Annotated in this window: 20 protein-coding genes and 1 pseudogene; 8 read left to right on the top strand and 13 right to left on the bottom strand. The window is 70.9% G+C overall.

Going from position 1 to position 20,416, the window contains the following annotated elements; genetic code table 11:
* Positions 1 to 8: 8 nt before the first annotated feature.
* Positions 9 to 284: a hypothetical protein gene (locus A5764_RS05595; RefSeq protein ID WP_156664516.1), complete on the bottom strand. Its 276-nt coding sequence runs from the start codon at positions 282 to 284 to the stop codon at positions 9 to 11.
* 63 nt (positions 285 to 347) lie between these two features.
* On the opposite strand from A5764_RS05595, the gene A5764_RS30000 reads away from it, so the two are divergent.
* Positions 348 to 650: an Rv1535 domain-containing protein gene (locus A5764_RS30000; RefSeq protein ID WP_369807276.1), complete on the top strand. Its 303-nt coding sequence runs from the start codon at positions 348 to 350 to the stop codon at positions 648 to 650.
* Here A5764_RS30000 and A5764_RS29995 read toward each other — a convergent pair.
* The 5 genes and pseudogenes from A5764_RS29995 to A5764_RS05570 form a co-directional block, all read right to left on the bottom strand.
* Positions 616 to 3,003, bottom strand: a pseudogene (locus tag A5764_RS29995) (cation-translocating P-type ATPase); the annotation flags it as partial. The gene A5764_RS30000 and the pseudogene A5764_RS29995 overlap by 35 nt on opposite strands.
* Before the next feature lie 1,825 nt (positions 3,004 to 4,828).
* Positions 4,829 to 5,272, bottom strand: a complete 444-nt coding sequence (locus tag A5764_RS05585) for a hypothetical protein (protein WP_067109825.1) — start codon at positions 5,270 to 5,272, stop codon at positions 4,829 to 4,831.
* Between the two features lie 200 nt (positions 5,273 to 5,472).
* Positions 5,473 to 6,279 (bottom strand): exodeoxyribonuclease III, encoded by an 807-nt coding sequence (locus A5764_RS05580; RefSeq protein WP_067109858.1) that lies wholly within the window; start codon positions 6,277 to 6,279, stop codon positions 5,473 to 5,475.
* A gap of 140 nt (positions 6,280 to 6,419) precedes the next feature.
* On the bottom strand, positions 6,420 to 7,190 hold the full coding sequence (locus A5764_RS05575; RefSeq protein ID WP_067109822.1) for a GCN5 family acetyltransferase: 771 nt from the start codon (positions 7,188 to 7,190) through the stop codon (positions 6,420 to 6,422).
* Complete coding sequence (locus tag A5764_RS05570; protein WP_067109817.1) at positions 7,190 to 7,783, bottom strand: peptide deformylase; 594 nt, start codon at positions 7,781 to 7,783, stop codon at positions 7,190 to 7,192. The genes A5764_RS05575 and A5764_RS05570 overlap by 1 nt, the downstream gene beginning before the upstream one ends.
* Before the next feature lie 256 nt (positions 7,784 to 8,039).
* On the opposite strand from A5764_RS05570, the gene A5764_RS05565 reads away from it, so the two are divergent.
* The 6 genes from A5764_RS05565 to A5764_RS05540 are packed head-to-tail and all read left to right on the top strand — an operon-like array spanning position 8,040 to position 12,195.
* Positions 8,040 to 8,348, top strand: coding sequence for a DUF3263 domain-containing protein (locus tag A5764_RS05565; protein ID WP_067109814.1), 309 nt, complete (start codon positions 8,040 to 8,042; stop codon positions 8,346 to 8,348).
* Between the two features lie 19 nt (positions 8,349 to 8,367).
* Complete coding sequence (locus A5764_RS05560; protein WP_067109812.1) at positions 8,368 to 8,841, top strand: LytR C-terminal domain-containing protein; 474 nt, start codon at positions 8,368 to 8,370, stop codon at positions 8,839 to 8,841.
* Between the two features lie 48 nt (positions 8,842 to 8,889).
* Complete coding sequence (locus A5764_RS05555) at positions 8,890 to 9,591, top strand: superoxide dismutase family protein (RefSeq protein ID WP_067109809.1); 702 nt, start codon at positions 8,890 to 8,892, stop codon at positions 9,589 to 9,591.
* Complete coding sequence (locus A5764_RS05550; RefSeq protein ID WP_082951510.1) at positions 9,581 to 10,711, top strand: glutamate--cysteine ligase; 1,131 nt, start codon at positions 9,581 to 9,583, stop codon at positions 10,709 to 10,711. Before A5764_RS05555 ends, A5764_RS05550 begins: the two co-directional genes overlap by 11 nt.
* Before the next feature lie 9 nt (positions 10,712 to 10,720).
* On the top strand, positions 10,721 to 11,365 hold the full coding sequence (locus tag A5764_RS05545; protein ID WP_067109855.1) for an LON peptidase substrate-binding domain-containing protein: 645 nt from the start codon (positions 10,721 to 10,723) through the stop codon (positions 11,363 to 11,365).
* Between the two features lie 11 nt (positions 11,366 to 11,376).
* Positions 11,377 to 12,195, top strand: coding sequence for an enoyl-CoA hydratase/isomerase family protein (locus tag A5764_RS05540; RefSeq protein ID WP_067109804.1), 819 nt, complete (start codon positions 11,377 to 11,379; stop codon positions 12,193 to 12,195).
* A gap of 9 nt (positions 12,196 to 12,204) precedes the next feature.
* Here the strand turns inward: A5764_RS05540 and A5764_RS05535 are convergent, their stop codons facing one another.
* Genes A5764_RS05535 through A5764_RS05520 form a run of 4 tightly spaced genes read right to left on the bottom strand, consistent with a single transcriptional unit; the run spans position 12,205 to position 15,815 of the window.
* A complete protein-coding gene (locus A5764_RS05535) occupies positions 12,205 to 13,110 on the bottom strand; it encodes an SDR family NAD(P)-dependent oxidoreductase (RefSeq protein ID WP_067109801.1) in 906 nt (301 codons plus the stop codon).
* Positions 13,111 to 13,124: 14 nt separating this feature from the next.
* Positions 13,125 to 13,577 (bottom strand): hypothetical protein, encoded by a 453-nt coding sequence (locus A5764_RS05530; RefSeq protein WP_231989617.1) that lies wholly within the window; start codon positions 13,575 to 13,577, stop codon positions 13,125 to 13,127.
* 41 nt (positions 13,578 to 13,618) lie between these two features.
* Positions 13,619 to 14,401: a DUF2867 domain-containing protein gene (locus A5764_RS05525; protein WP_067109795.1), complete on the bottom strand. Its 783-nt coding sequence runs from the start codon at positions 14,399 to 14,401 to the stop codon at positions 13,619 to 13,621.
* 22 nt (positions 14,402 to 14,423) lie between these two features.
* Positions 14,424 to 15,815, bottom strand: a complete 1,392-nt coding sequence (locus tag A5764_RS05520; protein ID WP_231989616.1) for an MFS transporter — start codon at positions 15,813 to 15,815, stop codon at positions 14,424 to 14,426.
* A 194-nt stretch (positions 15,816 to 16,009) separates the two neighbouring features.
* Here A5764_RS05520 and A5764_RS05515 point away from each other — a divergent pair, with 194 nt between their 5' ends.
* Complete coding sequence (locus tag A5764_RS05515) at positions 16,010 to 16,618, top strand: TetR/AcrR family transcriptional regulator (RefSeq protein ID WP_067109851.1); 609 nt, start codon at positions 16,010 to 16,012, stop codon at positions 16,616 to 16,618.
* On the opposite strand, the gene A5764_RS05510 is transcribed toward A5764_RS05515, so the two are convergent.
* The 3 genes from A5764_RS05510 to A5764_RS05500 are packed head-to-tail and all read right to left on the bottom strand — an operon-like array spanning position 16,592 to position 20,354.
* Positions 16,592 to 18,775 (bottom strand): AAA family ATPase, encoded by a 2,184-nt coding sequence (locus A5764_RS05510; RefSeq protein WP_156664512.1) that lies wholly within the window; start codon positions 18,773 to 18,775, stop codon positions 16,592 to 16,594. The two genes, A5764_RS05515 and A5764_RS05510, sit on opposite strands and share 27 nt — an antisense overlap.
* Positions 18,772 to 19,635, bottom strand: coding sequence for a CDP-diacylglycerol--serine O-phosphatidyltransferase (gene pssA, locus A5764_RS05505; RefSeq protein WP_067109790.1), 864 nt, complete (start codon positions 19,633 to 19,635; stop codon positions 18,772 to 18,774). Before pssA ends, A5764_RS05510 begins: the two co-directional genes overlap by 4 nt.
* The gene (locus A5764_RS05500) at positions 19,632 to 20,354 is read right to left on the bottom strand and encodes a phosphatidylserine decarboxylase (RefSeq protein WP_067109787.1); all 723 of its coding nucleotides are present in this window, start codon (positions 20,352 to 20,354) and stop codon (positions 19,632 to 19,634) included. The genes pssA and A5764_RS05500 overlap by 4 nt, the downstream gene beginning before the upstream one ends.
* Between the last annotated feature and the right edge of the window lie 62 nt (positions 20,355 to 20,416).

The raw sequence follows: 20,416 nt of genomic DNA, 5'->3' as shown, positions 1-20,416 counted from the left end.
GGCCTCCGCTAGGCGTCTTCCATGGCCTCGCCGAGCTCCTCGAGCACCCGGTTGTGGTGGCTGGCCGCCAGGAAGTGCCCGGCGCCGATCACCAGGGCGACGGGCCAGTCGATGAGTTCGAATGCGGCCAGGGCGACCAGACCGCCGAAGTAGGCCAGCTGCTCCGGGCGGGGGATCTCCAGCTGACCCACCACCGGCACGTTCACCACGAACGTTTCGGCTTCACGGATCTTCTGCACCGCTTCGCGCTGGGGCGTCCCCCTGCGCGTCTTCTTTTCCGCCATCATTTGCCTTTCGGTAACGAAGGGTTTGCCACCTCGCCGGGTACTGAGGTCACCGTCGGACTTATGTCGACGACCGACTCCGTGGCCGATCCGCTGGCTTCGTCGATCGCTTTCGTGCTGCGGGTGCCGTTGGTTGAACTCTATGCGCTGCTCTGGCGCGTCGGGGTGGTGGAGATTCGACAATCCGATCGGTCGGCGCGCCGTTCGTCGCAGCCTCGTCAGGCCCGGGTGGCAGCCTGTTCGGCATGCCCCAACCGTCCGATACCCGGTTCAGAACGGCAATCGCCACGGTCGCCCCGGCGGCGGCCCCAAGAGCCTGCCCCCAGCCGACCGGACCCAGCGGTGTGCAGCCGAGCAACTGGCTGACCACCGGAATACTGATCATCGTCCCCATCGCGACCAGCGAGCCCGCCGCGGTGAGCACGACCAGCGGGGCGCGGGAATCGAGCAGGGTCTGACCCAGCTCCGCGCCCACCAGCGCGACCAGCGCCACGGTGGATGCCCGCTGCGGGCGCCCGGTGACGCTTGCCATCGCCCACGCCACCGTCGTCGCGGCGGCCGTGGTGACCCCGCGAATGGCCACCGCACGCCACAGCGCGGGCTGATCCGGCCCGCGTAGTCCCGGGTTGACGGGTGCGCTGGGCTCGCTGACCGCGAGGGCGGCGGCGGGCAGCGCATCGGTCATCATGTTCACCAGCAGCAGCTGCCGGGTGTTCAGCGGCGAGGTGCCCGTGATCGCGCTGCCGATGATGGCGAACAGCACCTCGCCGGTGTTGCCGCCGATCAGCACGGACACCGCCGCCTGCACCCGCTGCCACAGTTGGCGCCCCTCGGCGATCGCGTGGACCAGCGCCTCGATGCGGGCGTCCACCAGCACCACGTCGGCCGCCATGTGGGCCGGGTCGCTCCCGCCGGCGACCACGCCGATGCCCACGGTGGCGGCCCGGATAGCGGCGGCGTCGTTGGACCCGTCGCCGACCATCGCGCACAGCACCCCGGCGCCCTCCAGCGTCTGAACGACCTGGACTTTGTTCTCCGGCGTCATCCGGGCGAAGATCACCCGCTCGGTCACGACGCGTTCCTGATCCTTGCGCGGCAGCGAATCCCATTCGGCACCGCTGATCACCTGCTCGGCGGTCACCGACAGGCCCAGCTCCCGCGCGATGGCAAGGGCGGTGATCGGGTGATCGCCGGTGATCAGCTTCACGCCCACACCCTGCTCCCGCAGGTTCGCGAGCAGTCCGACGGCTTCTGGGCGCGGGGTGTCGGACAAGCCGAGGAACCCGGTCAGCGTCAGCCCGTCCCTGCAGAACTCGGCGATGTCGTCGGGGTCGTCCCGGATCGCCCGGGCCTGTTGCGACGTCAGCCGGCGCCGCGCGACCGCGATCACCCGCAGCCCGTTGGCGGCCAGTTCGGCGACGGAACCTTCGAGCATGTCCGCGTCCGACCCCACCGCGTTGCAGGCGGCCAGCACCACCTCGGGCGCCCCCTTGACGGTCAGCTCCGTGCCGGTGACCGAGGCCGAGAACGACCTGCCGGAACGGAAGGGAAGGTGCGCTGTGATTTCAGTCGCCTCCGTGCTTGGCGCCGAGCCGTTCAGCGAGCCCACGGCCGCCTCGACGATGGCCACGTCGGTGGCGTGCGCCTGCGGGCCGCCGTTGGACGCCGGCGCCGCATGCGCGGCGCAGCGCAGGACCTCCTCGCGCGAGTGCCCCGGCGCAGGCCGCACCTGCGAAACCCGCAGGCGGTTCTCGCTGAGCGTTCCGGTTTTGTCGAAGCAGACCACGTCGATGCGGCCGAGCGCCTCCACCGAACGCGGAACGCGGACCAGCGCGCCGTACTTTGTCAGCCGCCGCGCCGACGCCGACTGCGCCAGGGTCGCCACCAACGGCATCCCTTCGGGGACGGCGGCGACGGCGATGGCGATGCCGCTGGCCACCGCCTGGCGCAACACCGTGCCGCGCAACATGCCCAGCGCGCCGACCAGCGCGCCCCCGGTCATGCTGACCGGGAAGGCCCGGTTGGTGAGCTGGCTGAGCTGGTGCTGCAGCCCCACGTCGGAGGACAGGTCGCCGGAGACCAGCTCGGCCGCCCGGCGTTCCTGGGTGTCGGCGCCGACGGCGGTCACCACTGCGACGGCGGTGCCCGCCACCACGGTCGTCCCTGCATAGAGCATGCAGCGGCGCTCGGCCAGCTCGGCGCCCGGCGTCGCCTCGACCTGCTTTTCCACCGACAGCGACTCCCCGGTGAGCGTCGACTCGTCGACCTCGACGTCGACCTCCTCGATGAGCCGGGCGTCGGCGGGCACCACCTCGTGGGTCCGGATCTCGATGACGTCCCCGGGCCGCAGTTGCGCGGCGAGCACATCGGTGTACGTGCGCTGCCCGTCGGGTTCGCTTTCCACCAGGCGGGCCGGCGGGATCTGCTGCTCGAGCAGACGGTTCAGGCGGTTTTCGGCGCGCAGCCGCTGGCTGGCAGCCAGGATCGAGTTGCCGGTCAGCACGGAAAAGACCAGCACCGCGTCGACGGGTGAGCCCAGCACGGCGCTGGCCGCCGACCCGAGCGCGAGCACCGGGGTCAGCGGGTCGGTCAACTCGGCGCGGACGGCCTTGAGGAGCTGCCACAGCGCGTTCGGGGGCGCCGGGACCTGCCCTTCGGGCGGGGCGTGCGCGTCCGACCGGGGCGGGGGCAGGGCCCTGCGGACCTGTTCGACCGACATCGCGTGCCACTCGTGGACGGCCGCGGGGCGCGGGGTGTCCGCGCCCATGACTCCGTGGGCCAGCAGGTAACCGGAGAGCATGCCCGCTGCGGCACCGGTGGTCACCGGCCCGGGCCCGAGCCCGCGGACGCCCGGAATCATCAGCAGCGATCCCATGGCCGTCGCGCCGGCCGATATCCCGACGCCCCGCTCGGTGGCGGCCTTGGCCGCCGGAAGCGCGTGCAGCACCCGCCACGTAGCCGACAGGTCGGGCAGCAGCAGGTCGGCGCACCAGGGTGGGGCGGCGCCGGGCGCCATGACGCCGAGCGCCACATCGGCCGACGAGATCGCTTGCGCGCCAGACGAAGACAGCACGGCCACGGTGCGGCCCGCCCGTTGCAGCTCGGCCACCGCCCGAGCCAGGGCATCGTCGATGGAGCCGCCTTCCAGGGGCGTGACCTCGTCGAACGCCGGCCGCAGCTCGCCCAGCAGATCGACGTCGACGGACACCAGTTCGGCTCCGGTGCGGTGCGCCTCGGCGACCACGGCCGACGCCAGCGGATCGTGGGCCGGGCGGAACAGCGCCTCGACGCCGGAATCCGACGCGCTGGGCGATATTCCCGGCACCCGATGCCAGCCCGGCCGTTGCCCGTTGTTCTCCAGCACCAGCTGGGCGCGGTTCCACGCCGCGGACAGCTCCCGCTCGTCGGCGCCGCGGATGCGCGCCACCCGCAGGCTGCCGGTGCACAACACCCTCGGGTCGATGACGATCGCGTCCACCCGGTCCAGGCGGCGCAGCGCGTCCGGTCGCAACGACAGGACCGCGTGCTGATCGGCCAACCCGCGCCCCAGGGCCGCGGCGAACGCCTCCGGGGTGGTGCGGGTGGCCTTGGGGGCGGTCACCAGCACGGCGGTCGCGGCCATGTTCAGGTTGCGGGTGGTGGCGCCGACCAGGCCGGCGCTTAGCGCCTGGACGAGCGCGAAACGACCGGCGTTGCGTTCCATGGGTCTGGACCGCGGTGGTCGGGGCGGCGCCGCCTCGGCGTGCGGTTGGTCGGCGTGGCGGGCAAGCTCGGGTTCGTGCTCGCGCCAGGCCCGCGCCTCGGCACGGCACTCGGCTGCCTTCAGCGACTGCATGAGGAGGCCGACGGTCAGGGATGCCGGGGACTGGGTGACCGCTTCGGCGGCCGCCATGGCGAGCGTCATCACGGTGTCGGTCGCGGGCCCGCCGATGCGGTCCTCGAGCAGGCGGCGCAGCCGCGGTTGGTACTCCACCGCCACCACGCCCGCCTGGAAGCCGATCGGCAATCGCGGCCAGCGCAGCGCCCGCCCGGCCACCGCGAAACCGAGCCCGGCCGCGTTGGCGGCGACGGTGACGGCCCTGGTCGCCGCCACCACGCCGTCGCCGGGCAGCGCGGCCCGAGGGACCGCTGTCCTCGTGCGGCAAGACTTTTCGGCACCCTCGACGATGCGGCACAGCTCACGCAGCGACGTGTCCGGGCCGTCGATGCCTACGACCACCCGCGACAAGGGGTAGTTCAGGCCGGCCGAAGTGACGCCGGGATGGTCCCGCAGCGCGGCGAGCACGGCCTCCCCGAGCTCATCTTCACCGCCGCCGTCGAGGCCGCGCACCTCGATCCAGGCGCGGCTCTCGCCCCGCCAGCAGCGCCGGCTCAGCGTTTCGTGGGGGAGGTCGCCGGTGAGCGCCCTGGCGCCTTCGCGCAGCGGTATCGCCGCGATGTGCAACGCCTCTTGCGCGAAGGCCCGCAACGGCATCGATCGTGGTAGCGACGGGACGATGCTCAAGGGCTGCTCAAACGGTTTCGTGTAGTTGTTGCCGCGCAACCTAATTGGTGCTGCGCAAGTTGGCGGACCCGGCCCGCCGCCCCGCCGCCTTCTTGGCCGCCGGCTTGCTGGCGGACTTCCGTGGCGCCGCCTTCTTAGCCGCCGGTGCCGACGGCACCGGCGTCAAGCTCGCCTTCGCCGACGCCGGCGTCCCGGGCTTGCGCTGCATCCGATGCAGCACCAGCGCGCCGCCGCCGACCGCCAGCAGCACCGGCCACTCGATCAGGCCGGCGACGCCCAGTGCACCCAAGGCCAGCGCGGCCGCCGGCGTCGAGTGGCTGCCGCTGCTGACGCCGCGCTTGATGCCCTCTGCGGCGCCGGTCACGCCGCCGACAATCCCATTGACGGCGGCCCCACCCACGGCGCCGGCGGCCGCAGTAGTCGCGTCCGCCGCACGACCCACCGTCCTGCTCACGTTCCGGACTGCACCGCCGACGACACCCATGATGACTCCCTAGTCCTACTCGCTCTCACCGGGAACCGCGTTGGCAAGATGTATACCCGTTGAACGCAAGGTTAACAGCAAAAACGAGGCCGTTTCTGCGCATCTATCAAGCGAAAGCCTGCCACGTTACAAACGCGCGTACAACGAGCAACTTTTGGATTTTGCTTGCCGCGGACGTGCATACCAACTTTCAACGCGACTCAAACGGGGCTCACATCGATCAGCACCGGCGCGTGATCGCTCGGCGCCTTCCCCTTGCGCTCGTCGCGGACGATCTGCGCGCCGGTCACGCGGCCGGCCAACGCGGGGGACGCGAGGATGAAATCGATGCGCATGCCCCGTCCCTTCTGGAACCGCAGCTGCGTGTAGTCCCAGTAGGTGTAGACCGCGGGGCCCGGGGTGAAAGGCCTTACCACGTCGGCGAACTGCGCGTCGACGATCGCGTTGAACGCGCGGCGCTCCGGCTCCGAGACGTGCGTGGCGCCCGCGTAGTATTCGGTGCTCCAGACGTCTTCGTCCCGCGGGGCGATGTTCCAGTCGCCGACCAGCGCGATCTGGGCCGCGGGATCGTCGCGCAGCCAGCCCGCCGCCGTATCACGCAGGGCTGCAAGCCAATTCAGCTTGTAAACGTAGTGCGGATCGCCCACCGCGCGGCCGTTGGGCACATACAGGCTCCACACCCGGATGCCGCCGCAGGTGGCGCCCAGCGCCCGGGCCTCCGCCGTGGCCGCCACGTCGGGCTTGCTGCTCCAGGTCGGTTGCCCTTCGAAGCCGATCTGCACGTCCTCGAGACCGACGCGCGAGGCGATGGCCACGCCGTTCCACTGGTTGAAGCCGACGTGTGCGACCTCGTAGCCCAGTGCGTAGAAGGGCAGGGCGGGGAATTGGCCGTCCGAACACTTGGTCTCCTGCATGGCCAGCACGTCGACCTCGGCGCGAGCCAGCCAGTCGACGACGCGGTCCAGGCGGCTGCGGATCGAATTCACATTCCAGGTGGCCAGCCGCAGCAGCGGCGATCGCAAGCGCGGCGAAGCCGGGCGCAGCGGGTCGCCGCCATGAACCGGCGATCGCAAGCGCGGCGAAGCCGGGCGCAGCGGGTCGCCGCCATCAGCCGGGTCGCCGCCATCAACCGTCCGCTCGGGCATGGCTAGACGGTATCGATTGCCGGCGCCGTGACGTAGCGGCGCCGGTGGTGCAGCCGGAAGCCCAGCGATTCGGCGAGTGTGATCTCATCGGTGTCGTCGTCGCCGACTTCGACGTACGCGCGGGTCGCCCCGCGGCTCGCACCCCAGGCCAACAGCGCCTCCACACCGGCGCGGTCGTCGGGCGCGCGTATTGCATCCACCCCCACCCACCGGGCGCCGTCGGGTGAGTCGGTCACTGCCGCGCGCCGGCTGCTGCGCGGCCGTTGCTCGAGCGTGACGCTCGACACGTCGCGCACCAGGACTCGTTCCGTGCGTTCGGCCGCCACGCCGGGAGGCAGCGACAGCAAGCGGTCGGGGATGGCCAGCCGCGGCGTCAGGCCCCGATCGCGATACCAGGCGACGATCTGCGGGAGCGCGCTTAGCCGCGCCGAAACATCAAGGGGTAAGGCCGAATTGGCGGCCAGCCGGGCTCCCGGTTCCGCCCGCAGCAGCCACCCGTCGAGCCAGGCTCGTTCGGCGCCGGGCCGGGCCGCCGCGGCCGCGTGCTCGAGCGCGCGGATCTGCGAGGTGCGGATCGGCGCGTCGGTCAGCACCCGTAGCGCTACGACGTCGGCGGGCGAGATTTCGACGACCGCACCCGTCTTCGTCCGCACCCGCACCACCGGATCGACCTCCAGCAGGTGTCCCACCGCGTCGGTCAGCGGCGGAACCGATCCGGCCGGGCGCCGGTAGCGAACCGTCACCCGCGTTCCCGGGTCCGGCCACGAGACCATCAGTGGCCGAACGGGTCCGGCCCCTCGCCCGGTAGCCACGACAGTCCCGGCACGCCCCAGCCGTGTGCCTTGACGGCCCGCTTCGCGCCGCGGGCGTACCGGCCGATGAGGCGGTCCAGGTACAAAAAGCCGTCCAGGTGGCCGGTCTCGTGCTGCAGCATCCGTGCGAAAAGCCCGGTGCCCTCGATGGTGACCGGGCTGCCGTCGGCGTCGAGCCCGGTGACCCGCGCCCACTTCGCGCGGCCGGTGGGGAACGATTCGCCGGGGACCGACAGGCAGCCTTCCTCGTCCTCGCCCGGGTCGGGCATGGTCTCGGGGACTTCGGAGGTTTCCAGCACCGGGTTGATGACGACGCCGCGGCGGCGGTCCGTCAACCCGCGGTCCTCGGCGCAGTCGTAGACGAAGAGACGCAGGCCATGGCCGATCTGGTTGGCGGCCAGCCCGACCCCGTGCGCGGCGTCCATGGTGTCGTACATGGTGGCGATCAACTCCGGCAGATCCGGCGGCGGCGAACCGTCGGTGCCGACTGGCACCGGCGTCGTCGGGGTGTGCAGGACGGGATCTCCCACGATGCGGATGGGTACGACTGCCATGGTCGGAAAGCTTAGGCCCGGCGACGATGCGCGCCGCAAAGCGGCGCGAGGAGGAGTCGGGCGATCGGGCCAGGCCCGGCGAGGATGCACGCTCGGGGTAGCCAGGGCAATCTCACCAGTCGGCCGACTCGCGGGTCTGGATTACGGCTTGAGGGTTCGTGGCGTGGTTCAATATTCGCGCGAAGCATGCCCTAAAACGCCTATATATAAGTCATTCGAGCACTTCGAGTATCTCCGGAAGGGTCCAGGAAGCGATATGGACAGCGCGATGGCGCGGGCAAATCGATCGGGGGACGACGCTGAAATCGCCGATGGGCTCACCCGCCGTGAACACGACATCCTGGCGTTCGAACGTCAGTGGTGGAAATACGCCGGGGTGAAGGAAGAAGCCATCAAAGAGCTGTTCTCGATGTCGGCGACACGCTATTACCAAGTGCTCAACGCGCTAGTGGATCGGCCCGAGGCGCTGGCCGCCGACCCGATGCTGGTGAAGCGGCTGCGACGGCTGCGCGCCAGCCGCCAGAAGGCGCGCGCGGCGCGGCGCCTGGGCTTCGAGGTGACCTGACTCGCTACAGTGGGGCTCGATGAAAGAGCGCGTCCCCGACTCGACGGGGCTTCCCCTGCGGGCCATGGTGATGGTGCTGTTGTTCCTCGGCGTCATCTTCCTGCTGCTGGGATGGCAGGCCCTGAGCTCCTCCGGGAAGTCCGACGACGACTCGGCGTCGGCGGGTTCGAGCGTCACAACCAGCGCACCGGCCGCGTCGACGAGTAGCAAGGCCCCGGCGACCCAGGCCGAGGTGCGCGTCTACAACATCTCGTCGAAAGAGGGCGTCGCCGCGCGCACCAAGGACCAGCTTGCCTCGGCCGGTTTCAAGGTGACCGATGTCGGCAACCTGGCGCTGCCGGAGGTCTCGGCCACCACGGTGTACTACACCGACGCCGACGACGAGCATGCCACCGCCGATGCGGTCGGCCAGAAGCTCGGAGCGCCCGTCCAGCCGCGGATCCCGGCGCTCACCAGCCAGCCGCCCGGCGTCATCGTTCTGGTGACGGGCTGACGCTCCGGCTGCTCGGAAAATCGGCGGTCGCCAAGATAGGCTTCCGCTATGCGTAAGCACCGCGTTGTCGCTGCCGCCGCCGTGTCCGCGATCTTTGTGGTGGCTGCGTGCTCGTCGCCCCAACACGCCTCGACGAACCCGGGCACCACGCCGGCGGTGTGGACGGGAGCTAGCGCACCATCGGCAACTTCGGGCATCGAGGGCGGCCAGCAGCCGGCGGCGGCACCGGCCGCGCGGAGCATCACCACGCTGTTGAAGGCGCCCGACGGCGCCGAGGTCGCGACCGCGAAGCTGGAATTCGGCAACGGCTACGCCACCATCACGATCGCGACCAGCGGCGCCGGTCACCTCGCACCGGGATTCCACGGCGTCCACATCCACAAGGCGGGCAAGTGTGAACCGAACTCGGTGGCCCCTACCGGCGGCGCGCCCGGCGACTTCCTGTCTGCCGGTGGGCATTTCCAGGCGCCCGGGCACTCGGGCGAGCCCGCCAGCGGCGACCTGACCTCGCTGCAGGTCCGCAAGGACGGCGTCGGCACGCTGGTCACCACCACCGATGCCTTCGCCATGGACGACCTGATCACCGGCGAGAAGACCGCGATCATCATTCACGCCGGAGCCGATAACTTCGCCAACATCCCGTCGGAGCGCTACCACCAGACCAACGGGACACCGGGTCCCGACGAGACGACGATGACCACCGGTGACGCCGGCAAGCGGGTGGCGTGCGGTGTCATCGGTGCCGGCTAGCAGGGCGAAAGCCCGCATCGATTTCGCGCCGTCACCGCGGCCGACCATTGGCGTGGAATGGGAGTTCGCGCTCGTCGACGCCCAGACCCGCGACCTGAGCAACGAGGCCACCGCCGTGATCGCCGAGATCGGCGAAAACCCGCGTGTACACAAGGAATTGCTGCGCAACACCGTCGAGGTGGTCAGCGGCATCTGCGACTGCACCGCTCAGGCGATGGAAGACCTGCGGCAGACGTTGCGCCCCGCACGGAAGGTCGTCCGGGACCGCGGCATGGAGCTGTTCTGCGCGGGCGCCCACCCGTTCGCTCGCTGGTCGGCCCAGAAGCTCACCGACGCACCGCGTTACGCGGAGCTGATCAAGCGGACCCAGTGGTGGGGCCGGCAGATGCTGATCTGGGGCGTGCACGTGCACGTCGGAATCTCCTCGGCGAACAAGGTGATGCCGATCATGACGTCGCTGCTGAAGTACTACCCGCACCTGCTGGCGCTGTCGGCCTCGTCACCCTGGTGGGTCGGCGAAGACACCGGGTACGCAAGCAACCGCGCGATGATGTTTCAGCAGCTGCCCACCGCCGGGTTGCCGTTTCACTTCCAGAGATGGTCGGAGTTCGAAGGCTTTGTCTACGACCAGAAGAAGACCGGCATCATCGACCACGTAGACGAAATACGTTGGGACATACGGCCTTCGCCGCACCTGGGCACGCTTGAGGTGCGGGTCTGCGACGGGGTGTCCAACCTGCGCGAGCTCGGCGCGCTGGTCGCGTTGACGCACTGTCTGGTCGTCGACCTGGACCGCCGGCTGGACGCCGGGGAGACGCTGCCCACCATGCCGCCCTGGCACGTGCAGGAAAACAAGTGGCGCGCCGCGCGTTACGGCCTGGACGCGGTGATCATCCTGGACGCCGAGAGCAACGAGCGGCTGGTCACCGACGACCTCCTCGAGGTGCTGAACCGCATGGAACCGGTCGCCAAGTCCCTGCATTGCGCCGACGAGCTGCGCGCGGTGGCCGACATCTGGGCCGACGGCGCGTCATATCAGCGGCAACGGCGGGTGGCCGAGGAACACGACGGCGACCTGCGGGCGGTCGTCGACGCACTGGTGGCCGAGCTGGACATCTAGGTGTAGGTGATGGCGGATCCCGAACCCGTTGAGCGGCCGATGTTTCCGCTCGAGTCGGCGCTGCTGCCCGACGAAGATCTGCCGCTGCGCATCTTCGAGCCCCGCTACGGCGCGCTGGGGCGGCGCTGCGTCGAGGGCGACGAACCGTTCGGTGTGGTGCTGATCTCGGCGGGCCGCGAGGTGGGCGGCGACGATGCGCGTTGCGACGTCGGTGTGCTGTCCACGATCGACGAATACGCCGATCTCGGCGCGGGCCGATACGTGTTGCGCTGCCGCACCGGTGCGCGGATCCGGGTGGCCGAGTGGTTGCCCGACCAGCCCTACCCGCGCGCGACGGTGACGTCGTGGCCCGACGAGCCCGGCGACCCGGTGACGCCCGCGGAGCTGCTCGACCTCGAGGACCGGGTGATGGCCCTGTTCGAGCGGATCGCGGCCGCCCGCGGCGCTTCGCTGCCGGGCCGCGAGGTGCTGCTTGGGCCGGGCGACGAAACCGATGCCGGGCAACGCCTTTACGCGTTGGCGTCTCGCATCCCGATCGGTGCGGCCGACCGGTACGCCGTGCTGTCGGCGCCGTCGGCCGCCGAGCGGCTCACCGCGCTCGGCGAGGCCGTCGACGCCGTCGCCGACATGGTGGAATTCCAGCTGTCCGAATAGGGGGCGATGCGATGAGCGCCGACGTGACGGTCGACATCGGCGGGGGCGTGGCGGTGCTCAGGCTCAATCGCCCCGAGCACCTCAACGCCTACACCGCCGACATGGGTCGGCTGTTGAGCCGGGCGTACTCCGACTGCGACGCCGACGACGACGTCCTGGCGATCGTGGTGACCGGGGCCGGGCCCGCCTTCTGCGTCGGAGCGGACTTCTCGGCCAACGTCTCGCCGTTCGACGCCCCGGCGGACGGCAGCACGTTCTCGGCCTCGCCGATCGATCCCGCCGCCTTCGAATTGCGCAAACCGGTGATCGCCGCGCTCAACGGCCACGCCATCGGAATCGGGCTGACCATTGCCCTGCAGGCCGACATCCGCGTGGTCTCCGACGACGCCAAATACGGTGTGGTGCAAGTGCGTCGGGGCGTCATTCCCGACTGCATGTCGCACTGGACGCTGGCGCACCTCAGCACCCTGGGGGTGGCCGCCGAGATCCTGCTGACCGGGCGCACGTTCACCGGGACGGAGGCGGTGGCGCTCGGTGTCGCGAACCGGGCGCTGCCCGCCGAGCGGGTGCTCGACCACGCGGTGGAGATGGCCCGCGACATCGCGGCCCACGTCGCCCCGATGTCGGCGGCGCTGTGCAAGCGGCTGTTGTGGGACGGCGCGATCAACAACTACACCCCGCGGCAGGTCGCATCGCTGGAAACCCAGCTACACCAGCGCGTGATGGGCACCGCCGACGCCCGCGAGGGGGTCAGCGCCTTCCTGGACCGGCGGCCGCCGCGGTTCAGCGCGCGGCTGTCGGCCGACTGGAGCGAGCTGCCGGAGCCCTGAGCGGCCGGGTCACGCTCTGTCACACAGCTTTTCGGAGAGCGTCCACCAGTCGGCCGCGCGCTGCTCGTCGCGGGCATAGGGCGCGACCGCCTCGCTGACCGCGCAATCCTGCAGGTACACGCCGCCCCGGCCTGCCAGCTGTGGGCTCACCGCCGCCCACACCTGCGTCGCCGCACCGTACTCGGGCGTGGTGACCTCGAGGCGGCCGGCGTTCCGGCGCAGCCGGGAGAAATCCGACCGCGACATGTGCCGCGCCAACGAAGTGGCCACGGTGCCGGGATGGACGGCGTAGGCGCGGATGCCGGTGTCCCGCAGCCGGCGATCGGCCTCGACGGCATGCAAGATGTTGGCCGTCTTGGACGCGCCGTACGCGACGAACTTGTCGTATTGCCTGCTCTCCCAGTTGGGGTCGTCGAAGTCGACGTCACCCATCATGTGGCCCGCGGAAGACAGGGCGACGATCCGGGCCTCCCCGGCGGCGGTCATCCGCGGGAGCAGCAGCCGGGTGAGCTCGAAGTGCCCGAAATGGTTTGTCCCGAGCTGCATTTCGAAGCCGTCGCGGGTCCGGCCGAACGGGGTGAACATGACGCCGGCGTTATTCATCAGGACATGGATCGCCGGCGCGATGTCGCCGATCGCGCTCGCCGCCGCACGGACGCTGGCCAGCGCCGTGAGGTCCAGCCCGACCGTCGAGGTCCGCGCGCCGGGCACCTCGTCCCGGACCCACGCGGCGGTCTGTGCCAGGGCGTCGAGGTTGCGCGCGGCCAGAATGACGTGTGCGCCGGCGGCGACCAGCGCGCGGGCCGATTCCCTGCCGAGCCCCGACGAGGCGCCCGTGATCACACACACCTTGCCCGACAGGTCGATTCCCTCGGCGACCTGTAGCGCGGTGCGCGCGTGGCCCGGGCCCGTCATAGCTGTCTAGTGCATCACGGGACCGTCGCCGCGTCGCGCTCGGCCAGCGACTTCAGCGTGAGCAATTGCTTGCGCATCATCACCAGGTCTCCCAGCGCCAGCACCCGCGCGACCACCCGCGGCCCACCGAACACCACGCGGGCGTGCAGGCGTGAGCCGGTCCCCTCGGGCCGCACGCGGTATGTCACGGCCACACCCTTCGACCGCAGGGTGAGTTGCTCGCCGTCGGTGAAGGATTGCAGCGTGAACACCGTCATGAACCGCTGGCCCGCTTCCAGGCGAACCAGTTTGGGATCCCTCGCCCGCGGGCTGCGACGCCCGCAGTTGTCGAGCGCGTCGTAGCTGTACGGGGCGACCCGCAGCTGGCACAACCACGCGAACGCGATGGCCGGCGCCGCGTGGATGGTGATTGCCCGGTCGGCTTGGATACCGGGGCGCACGAGCAGCCCGTCGCAGGGCAGGGGCACGGCTCGTTCTGCCGGCCTGACTCCCCACGTCAGCCCGGGCATCACGGGGTCGCCGCTCCACGCTCCATCAGCCGCGGTGCCACGGCCCGATGCAGCGGGCCGACCAAGGCCCAGACCGTTCGGGCGGCGACCTTGCGGCGATACTGCAGGCGCGTGACGAGCTTGGCGCGACCGTCCCGGCGTCGCAGCGTCAACTGGCCGAGCATGAGCGGCCCGCCCGTCTCCAGCACTATCTCGTCGTGACCCGAACGCACGATCCGCCAACCGATTACGTAATCACGACCCGAAGACGGACCCAGTCGGAACCTCAGAACGTGGCGGTGGATCCACAAGACGAGGCCCCCGAGCGCGCCGGGTGCAGCCCCGAGGGCGTCGCGGAACGCTTGTTCGGCACTGCGCGAGTCGCCGTCACGGATCGGGACTTCGAAGACGTCCGCGTAATCGGCCGGCTCCGTGGTCGCCGCCGCGGCAACGCGTTTCAGCGTCCATCGCACCGCGACGCGGTGCGCACCGGTGCCGATCACGAGCGCGCGGTAGATCTTGCCGTGGACACCCGGGAAGCGCGCCCAGGTTTGCGCGCTCAGGCGGGTGCGCCGCGGTGCTTCGTCCTCCAGCTCGAAAACCCAGCGGTAGACCGCGAAGGGATGGCGGCCCTTCAGCGCGAACCGTTCGGGCGGTCGCGCTTCATCCAGGACGAAACCGGTCGGCACGGTCGACGGATCGCGGGTGTCGCGGCACATCACCCGCAGCAACGCCGACCACGTTTCGTCCGGGCTCGCGCCGACAGTCAGGGCATGCGCGTCGATATAGGGCAATCGTTCCATATAGAAGGATCATACTAGTTTGTCAAGCCGGCACCAGTTCGTCGGGTGCGGGCTCGGCGGCAGCGGCGTGGTTTCTGATGGCCAGGCCGATGACGGCGCCGACGAAGAACAGCGCCGCGCTGACCTGGAGCAGCCGGACGAAGCTGGCGTCGGTGAGCCTGTTGGCGGTGATCACCCCCATGAAGGCCACGGCGATCAGCGCGGAAGTGCGGCCCGTCGCGTTCTGGATCGCGGCGGCGATCCCGCTGTGCGCGGACTTGACCGCAGACAGATTGACCACGGCCAGGGGTGTGATGGCCAGGACCATCCCGGCGGCCAGCACGACCCGGCCCGGCAATACGTCTGTGACGACGCGGGATCCGTGTGTCGTGGGGCCGATGAGCAGCAGCCCCAACCCGGCCAGCGCCGGACCCGCGACCAGGAAAACCCGGGGGCCGATCCGTGCGGCCATGTTGCCGACGCCGCGGGCGAACAGCAACGTAAGGATGGGGCTGGGCAAGGTGACCAGGCCCGCGGCGGTGGCCGAGAATCCCGCGACCTCTTGGAGGTACAGGCCGACGGCCAGCGAGCCCATCGTGATGCCGCCGTAGACGAACGCGGTGGCCAGGTTGACTCCCGCGAAATTGCGGACGGCGAACAGGCTCAGCGGCACCATCGGGTGGGGCGCGCGGCGCTGCCACGCCACGAATGCCGCCAGCGCCGTGACCCCCACCACCAGCGCCGCCGTGACCGCGGGGTCGCCCCATCCATGCCGCCCCTGTTCGATCAGTGCGTACACCGTGCCGGACAGCCCGACCGCGGACAGTGCGACGCCGACGATGTCGAGCGGGGCGCGTCGGGAGGGGCCCGGCACCCGGTGCAGCCAGAACGTCAGGGCGAAGCCGATGGCCATCGGGATCGCCGACAAGACGTAGATCCAGCGCCAGTTCAGGTAGTCCACGGTCAACCCGCCCAGCAGCGGCCCCACCGCGAAGGCGGTGCCGGTCCAGGCCGTCCAGGTCCCGATCGCCGCGGGCCGGTCCGCCTGGCCGAAGGACGAGTTGATCAGGGCCAGCGAGCCGGGGACCAGAAACGCGCCCCCCAAACCCTGAACGAGCCGACCCGCGATCAGCATCGCCGGGCTGGTCGCGGTCGCCGCCAGGAGGCAGCCCGCCCCGAAGGCCGCCAGCCCGAAGCGCATCACCGGTATCCGCCCGAACAGGTCGGAGATGGCGCCGCCCGGCAGCACTGTGGCCGCCACGGCGAGCAGGTAGCCGTCAACCACCCATTGCTGCGAGCACATGCCCCCGCCGATGTCGCGCGCGGTGGCCGGCAGGGCCAGATTTACGACGGTGCCATCGAGGAAGACAACCATCGACACCATGATCGCCACCGTCATCACCCGCATCGTCGGCGGGACGTCGCGCAAATTCACGCGTGATCCTGCCCTGGGCGCAACGGCGACGGAGCCGATACCGGCAGGCCGCGGAACGGCGATCATCTGTTCTCCTTGAAGGCGTTGGCACAACCCTTTCGGGATGATGTATGCGATGTGGTTACGAACGGCGGGGCCGGCGTGTTCAAGGGCGGTCCCGCCGCAGCGCCCGGATGGGAGGGATGTCACAGCTCGTGGCACCACCGCGGAAGCATGAAACCGATGTGATCCTCGACGCCGCGCGGGCGCTGGTGCTCGACGGCGGGCCGAGGGCGGCGAGCGTCGCGGCGATCGCGAAGGCGAGCGGCGCGCCCGCCGGCACCCTGTATCACCGCTTCGGCAACCGCGACGGAATTCTGACCGCGGCGTGGCTGCGCGCGCTGGAACGCTTCCAGGCCCGGGCGATGGCGGCCGAAGCGGAGACGGCGGCGGATACCGCCGTGGCGATGGCCGTCGCCGGCATCACCTTCGCCCGCGAGCTGCCCGAGGACGCCCGGCTGTTGTTGACGATCCGGCCGGGGGACCTACTGGACGGCGAGCCCGACGCGGCGTTTCGGGAAACGCTCGCCGCGATGAATGCGCCGCTGACCGAGCGGGTTTCCGCCTTGGCGGCGCAACTGTACGGCCGCGGCGATCCGCGATCCGTCGACGCCGTCGCGCGGGCGGTCGCCGACCTGCCCTACGCCGTCATTCGGCGCCACGCGCATGACGAGCCCATGCCGTCCTGGCTGGAAGCCGACGTCGCGGCCTCGGCGCGGGCGGTGCTAGACGGCCACTTAAACGGACCCGCCGAACGCGCGTAGGGATTCCACCTGCGTGCGATCCAACGAGGGGCGCACGGTTTTGCGGGCCGCGGCGAGGTCGTCGGCCGTCACGTCGGCGGCATCGATCGAGCGACGCATCGCGGTGAGCGCGGCCTCCCGCAGCAGCGCCACGCAGTCGGCGGCGCTGTAGCCGTCGAGCCCGGCGGCCACCTCGTCCAAATCGACGTCGGGACTCAGCGGCATGGATTTGCCTGCGGTGCCCAGGATTTCGCGGCGGGCCGCGGCATCGGGCGGTTCGATGAACACCAACCGCTCCAGCCGGCCGGGCCGCAGCAGCGCGGGGTCGATCAGGTCGGGCCGGTTGGTGGCGCCCAGCACCACGACGTCGCGCAGCGGGTCGATCCCGTCGAGCTCGGTCAGCAGCGCCGCCACCACCCGGTCGGTCACGCCGGAGTCGAAGCTCTGCCCGCGCCGGGGGGCCAGCGCGTCCACCTCGTCGAGGAACACCAGCGACGGCGCCGAATCCCTTGCCCTGCGGAATAATTCGCGCACCGCCTTCTCCGAGGCGCCCACCCACTTGTCCATCAGCTCGGAACCCTTGACGGCGTGCACGCTGAGCTGGCCGGTGCTGGCCAGCGCGCGGACCACAAAGGTCTTGCCGCAGCCGGGCGGCCCGTACAGCAACACCCCCCGCGGGGGATCGACACCGAGCCGGGCGAAGGTGTCGGGATGCTGCAACGGCCACAACACGGCCTCGGTCAGCGCCTGCCTGGCCTCGGCCATGTCGCCGACGTCGTCCAGGGTGACACTTCCTAGCTGCCAGCCGACGGCTAGCGACTCACTGGCCGAGCGGGACAGTGGCCGGATGACGGTCAGCGCGCCGAGCAGGTCGTCCTGACTGAGCTTCGGGGGTTGGCCGTCGCCGCTGGCCCGAGACGCCGCCCGCAGCGCCGCCTCACGGACCAGCGCGGCCAAGTCGGCAACGACGAAACCCGGCGTGCGACCGGCGATCTCGTCCAGATCGAGAGTGCCGGTGGGCGCGGGTTTGAGTAGCGCCTCCAGCAGCGCCTTGCGGGTGGGGCCGTCGGGCAGCGGAAGGCCCAGCTCGCGGTCGCACAAGTCGGGGGCGCGCAGCCGTGTGTCGAGCTGGTCGGGCCGCGCCGAGGTGGTGATCAGCGCGACCCCCTCGGTGGCGACCGCGGTGCGCAGCTCGCCCAGGATGAGCGCGGCCACCGGCTCCGCGGTGGCCGGCAGCAGGGCGTCGACGTCGGTGATCAGCAGCACACCGCCGCGGTCACGGACCGACTTCACCGCCGCGGCAACCGTTTTCAGCCGGTCGTCGGCAACCAGGGCACCGACCTCCGGGCCGTCCAGCATGATCAGCCGGCGGCCGTCGCACACCGCGCGGACCAGCGTCACCTTGCCCACGCCGGCCGGCCCGGACACCAGCACCCCCAGGTTGGTGCCGGCGCCCAGGGTCTTCAGCAGGTGCGGTTCGTCGAGCGAGAGCTTGAGCCATTCGGTCAGCTTGGCGGCCTGCGGCTGCGCGCCTTTGAGCTCCTCGACGACGATCTCCGGGGTGGCCACGTCGATCGAGTCGATCGATTCCCGCGGGGCCGGCCCGACGCCGGCGCCCCAGCTCACCAGCGAGTTGGGCTGCACGCTGACCGGTCCCTCGGGGTCGGCGCCGGTGACGGTCAACAGCTCCGATGTCCAGCTGATCCCGACCGCGGCCGCCAGCGCACGGGTGGCCGCCGACGTGGAGGTGCCGGGACCCAGATCGCGGGGCAGCAGCGACACGGCGTCGCCGACCGTCATCACCTTGCCCAGCAGCGCCTGCCGCAGCGTGATCGGCGTGATCGAGGCGGTGGCCAGCGCCGAGCCGGACAGGGTCACCGACCGGGCGCCGTAGACGGTGACCGGACCGACGATCACCGCGTTGCCCTCCCGCAGCCCGGCGTTGGACAGCGTCACGTCGTCGAGTAGCGCGATGCCGACCGGGGCGCCCGGGTCGGCCAGGCCCACGACCGCCGCGGTGGTGCGCGAGCCGGCCAGCGACACCGCGTCCCATTCCCGGATGCCAAGTGCGGCAACAGCGTTCGGATGCAGTCGGACGACGCCGCGGCGGGAGTCGACGGCGGAGGTGTTCAGCCGGGCGGTGAGGGTCAGTTGTCGGCCGCCCGGGCCGGGCATCATCGCGGGCGCCCGCTCGGCTTGCGCAGCCCGAGCCGCGTCATCGACCGGCGGTGCGGGCGGGCCTGACGGACCGCGCGCCGCGCGGCGCGCCGTTGCTTGGAATCGCCGTCCCAGGCCTCGGGGTGCGCGGCCAGCCAGCGCTGGTTGCGGACCGCGAAGGGGACATGGCACAGGTAGGCGATGATGATCACCCAGATCAACACGTAAGGGGCCAGCACGGCGGCGGCCGCGCAGCCCGCCAGCGCCAACAGCAGCGGGACCGCCCAGTTCGGTGGCACCGCCACGGCGTGCATCTTCTTCATCGGAATCTTGCTGACCATCAGCAGCGACGTTCCCGTCACCCAGATGCACAGGAACACCGTCGACGTCCACCAGCCCTCGCCGAACTGCAGCTTGAGCCCGATGAGACCGATCATCGAGACCGCCCCGGCCGGCGCGGGCATCCCGACGAAGAACTCGTGCGCGTAGGCGGGTTGGGTGCCGTCGTCGGCCAACGCGTTGTAGCGGGCCAACCGCAGCACCACGCACACCGCGTACAGCAGCACCACGACCCATCCGGCCGGCGACCCAGACAGCAGCGTCACGTACAGCACGATCGCCGGTGTCACGCCGAAGTTCACCGCGTCGGCCAGCGAGTCGATTTCCTCGCCCATCTGCGACTGGGCGTCCAGGATGCGGGCCACCCGCCCGTCCAGCCCGTCCAGGATGGCGGCCGCGGCGATCAGCGCCATCGCGGCCTTCGGCTGGTGCTCGAGCGCGAATTTGATCGACGTCAGGCCCGCGCAGATGGACAGCACCGTCATCGCGCTGGGCAGGATCTGCAGGTTGACCGGTCGCCTGCTGCGGGGCTTGCTGATCATCGCAGCTCGGCCAGCACTGTCTCGCCGGCCACCGCGCGCTGGCCCACCTTCACCAGTGGCTGCGTGTCCGGCGGCAGATAGGTGTCAAGCCGGGAGCCGAACCGGATCAGGCCGTAGGTGTCGCCGATCGACAGCTTGTCCCCGACGTGGGCGTCGCAGACGATGCGGCGCGCCAGCAGCCCCGCGATCTGCACCGCCACCACCTCGGCGCCGGTGTCCGTGCGCAGCCGCAGGCTGGTGCGCTCGTTTTCGGTGCTTGCCGCGGCCAGGTCGGCCGACCCGAAGCGGCCCGGCCGGTGCTGCACGGCGATCACCTCGCCGCTCACCGGGGCGCGCTGCACGTGGGCGTCCAGCAGCGACAGGAAGATGCTGACCCGCGGCAACGGTTTGTCTCCCATGCCCAGCTCGGCCGGCGGGGCCGCCGAGTCGATCACGCAGATCACCCCGTCGGCGGGCGCGACGACGGCGCCGGGCCGGCTGGGCGGCACCCGCGGCGGATGACGGAAGAACGCCGCGCAGGCACCGGCGGCCAGCAGACCCGCCCGGCGCAGCCACCGCGACCTGCGCCCCGTGACGGCGAGCGCCAGCCCGGCCGAGACGAACGGCAGCCCGGCGGGGTGAACCGGCGGAACGGTGGAGCGCACCAACTCGAGCACGTGTTTCGGGCCGAACGAGGGGTCCTCGGCGGTCGGGCCGAGAGTGCGGGGGCGTCGTGCCACCCGGCCATCTTACGAAGCCGCGGCCCGGTTCGTTTGTGCCCGCATCGGGAACGCCCGGGGAG

The organism is Mycobacterium sp. 852002-51057_SCH5723018 (assembly GCF_001667035.1).
Classification (GTDB): Bacteria; Actinomycetota; Actinomycetes; order Mycobacteriales; family Mycobacteriaceae; genus Mycobacterium.
The sequence above is the reverse complement of the archived record's forward strand: the minus strand, read 5'-3'. Positions and strand labels throughout refer to the sequence as shown.

What these genes read in the sequence shown, in the direction of transcription:
- A5764_RS05595 (WP_156664516.1), bottom strand. Translation starts at nt 284, where the DNA reads ATGGCGGAAAAGAAGACGCGCAGGGGGACGCCCCAGCGCGAAGCGGTG.
- A5764_RS30000 (WP_369807276.1), top strand. Translation starts at nt 348, where the DNA reads ATGTCGACGACCGACTCCGTGGCCGATCCGCTGGCTTCGTCGATCGCT.
- A5764_RS05585 (WP_067109825.1), bottom strand. Translation starts at nt 5,272, where the DNA reads ATGGGTGTCGTCGGCGGTGCAGTCCGGAACGTGAGCAGGACGGTGGGT.
- A5764_RS05575 (WP_067109822.1), bottom strand. Translation starts at nt 7,190, where the DNA reads ATGGTCTCGTGGCCGGACCCGGGAACGCGGGTGACGGTTCGCTACCGG.
- A5764_RS05570 (WP_067109817.1), bottom strand. Translation starts at nt 7,783, where the DNA reads ATGGCAGTCGTACCCATCCGCATCGTGGGAGATCCCGTCCTGCACACC.
- A5764_RS05565 (WP_067109814.1), top strand. Translation starts at nt 8,040, where the DNA reads ATGGACAGCGCGATGGCGCGGGCAAATCGATCGGGGGACGACGCTGAA.
- A5764_RS05560 (WP_067109812.1), top strand. Translation starts at nt 8,368, where the DNA reads ATGAAAGAGCGCGTCCCCGACTCGACGGGGCTTCCCCTGCGGGCCATG.
- A5764_RS05555 (WP_067109809.1), top strand. Translation starts at nt 8,890, where the DNA reads ATGCGTAAGCACCGCGTTGTCGCTGCCGCCGCCGTGTCCGCGATCTTT.
- A5764_RS05545 (WP_067109855.1), top strand. Translation starts at nt 10,721, where the DNA reads ATGGCGGATCCCGAACCCGTTGAGCGGCCGATGTTTCCGCTCGAGTCG.
- A5764_RS05540 (WP_067109804.1), top strand. Translation starts at nt 11,377, where the DNA reads ATGAGCGCCGACGTGACGGTCGACATCGGCGGGGGCGTGGCGGTGCTC.
- A5764_RS05535 (WP_067109801.1), bottom strand. Translation starts at nt 13,110, where the DNA reads ATGACGGGCCCGGGCCACGCGCGCACCGCGCTACAGGTCGCCGAGGGA.
- A5764_RS05525 (WP_067109795.1), bottom strand. Translation starts at nt 14,401, where the DNA reads ATGGAACGATTGCCCTATATCGACGCGCATGCCCTGACTGTCGGCGCG.
- A5764_RS05510 (WP_156664512.1), bottom strand. Translation starts at nt 18,775, where the DNA reads ATGATGCCCGGCCCGGGCGGCCGACAACTGACCCTCACCGCCCGGCTG.
- pssA (WP_067109790.1), bottom strand. Translation starts at nt 19,635, where the DNA reads ATGATCAGCAAGCCCCGCAGCAGGCGACCGGTCAACCTGCAGATCCTG.